The 1,994-nt window shown below is 49.9% G+C and carries 3 protein-coding genes and 1 pseudogene; all 4 read left to right on the forward strand.

Annotated elements, in window-relative coordinates; translation table 11 throughout:
- The coding region (locus Abin_RS11670) for a DUF6538 domain-containing protein (protein ID WP_048847134.1) at positions 1 to 307 on the forward strand (307 nt) is incomplete at its 5' end.
- On the forward strand, positions 304 to 546 hold the full coding sequence (locus tag Abin_RS15905) for a hypothetical protein (protein ID WP_048847135.1): 243 nt from the start codon (positions 304 to 306) through the stop codon (positions 544 to 546). The genes Abin_RS11670 and Abin_RS15905, both read left to right, overlap by 4 nt.
- A 479-nt stretch (positions 547 to 1,025) precedes the next feature.
- Positions 1,026 to 1,547, forward strand: a complete 522-nt coding sequence (locus Abin_RS11675; RefSeq protein ID WP_174766875.1) for a hypothetical protein — start codon at positions 1,026 to 1,028, stop codon at positions 1,545 to 1,547.
- A gap of 155 nt (positions 1,548 to 1,702) precedes the next feature.
- Positions 1,703 to 1,992: pseudogene (locus Abin_RS11680) on the forward strand (transposase); the annotation flags it as partial.
- Between the last annotated feature and the right edge of the window lie 2 nt (positions 1,993 to 1,994).

A 1,994-nucleotide genomic window follows, 5' to 3' on the forward strand; every position in this document is an offset into this window, starting at 1 on the left:
CATGCTGCGTCTTATCGGCTCTCATTACCACTTCCGCCGTGCCGTCCCGGTCGTTCTGCAAGCCTGTCTTGGCAAAACGGAAATCTCACTTTCCCTGCAAACTGAAAGCAAGTTTTTGGCCCGCCAGAGGGCTGCTGCCTTCTATGCCCGAACGGGCGAAGTCTTCCATAAAGCCAGAAGCATGCAGGCTCGGTTCTCAGGCAAGGAACTGGCGTCTCTTTTCACCTTCCAAAGTCCTATGACTCTGGAACCTGAGAAGAATGCTCAGGAAGCGGAGGCAACCCTGCCCGCAAACGGAAGACCATGAAACCGAGGGAGAAACAGACCCGTAAAGTCATCAGAAAACCTCGCAGCACCAAGAAGACACCGCCCGTTCTTATGCTCTCCAATGCTTTGGAGCAGTTTGTCTTGAACAACCCCAACGCCATTACCCACAGAAGTCAGGGCATCACGACCTATCTCACCGCCATCACAACTGACAATCTTAACCAAACTGTGGAAGCAATAAGCTACCCGGAAACAGCCTTCAAAAAGGGAACGTTTTAAAAGGGAACCAGCAGTGTCGAATGGCTACCCATTCGACACTGCTGGCAAGGGGAAGTAACCTCCCCCGTTGACCCCCTAAAACACAATCTTCTCTGATGACCGCTTTCGCCTGCAATGTCGGACATACAATGGCCCAGATCACTCTCTGCATAGCAGACATGGGCAGCACCATTGCTTGTGACCGAGTTAGAGGCCGACTTTCAACGGTTCGCATTCAGATAAATAAAGTGCAATTCCAGACCTTCAGGGATTACAGATCAACTTTGGCTGCTCAAATAATTCGCAAGTTCGTCGAACTTACGTGCTCATCCTCAAGACTTGTATTCTACGAACCAAGAGCGCACATGAGCCGGGCTACAGGTTTGAGTGTAAGTCGGCTTGTTCAAAAGGTACAATCGGCCTAACCGTTTCTGAAGGACACAGTCCGAGAGGCTTTGTCTAATGTTCTAGCGCGCTAGTAAGTTTTTAGGGAGGGAACGATGACGGCAAGGACTAAATCAGATCGACTTCGACGTCTTTTGTCCCATGGCTACTTCGCTCCAGAGTTGCCTCCGTGCTTTGTCTCGCAAGACCTAGCAAGATTTCGAAAATCGGTTGTTGACGTCATCGAAGCTATGGCACCAATAAAAGGCAAGCCTGCGTTTCATCGCTTTATTTCTGAACCGAGTTGGCTCTATTTTCCTCGCTTCGGTAAAGATGACCGTCGCCATGGCGTGCCGAACCCTATTGCCTATTTACTTTTATCTCGGTTGGTTGCCGATAATTACATCAAAATGCGAACCGCCGCTAAGAGGTCGCAGATTTCTTCGTCGCCACCGATCTTTGACTGGAATGTACCGCGCGCTCTGGTCAGGCCGAGTATCGATTTGCGCGATGACTTTCTTGTCGATCTGTCATCGAGGCGCGAGGAATTTGTAGGCGCTGATATTCGCGCCTTCTTTCATTCAATCTACACCCACGCAATTCCCTGGGCAATTCCTGGTAAGACTTTTGCCAAATAAAATCGTGGTACACACCATTATGGCAATCTTATCGATTTATTGTGCCGGAACGCACAGGATGAGCAGACTATTGGTCTGGCAGTTGGTCCCGATTACTCACGCTTAATTGCAGAAGTAGTCGCTTCAGCAATTGATGCCACGCTGCGTGCAGAGGTGGGGATCTTGCCTGTTTTACGACATGGTGTCCGAAAGGAACAACCATGCAGGAGCTCGTGAACGTTGAAGGCACGCTGGAGGATCGAAGACTGTTTCGAGACGGCCAAAAACGAATTCGGTCTTGATCATAACGCAACCCTCTCTTGGCATGGTTGGCATCGGCATGTCTCTCTGATCATGCTCGCCTATGCCGTCATGGCAAGTGTCCGTTACCAGGAAAACTCGCTGAAATAAAAAAACACGGCGCCAGACAGGAAAGTCCTTGTCCGCTGGTCCATACAGAAAATAAGG

Source organism: Acetobacter indonesiensis, from assembly GCF_000963945.1.
In the GTDB taxonomy this organism is placed as follows: domain Bacteria; phylum Pseudomonadota; class Alphaproteobacteria; order Acetobacterales; family Acetobacteraceae; genus Acetobacter; species Acetobacter indonesiensis.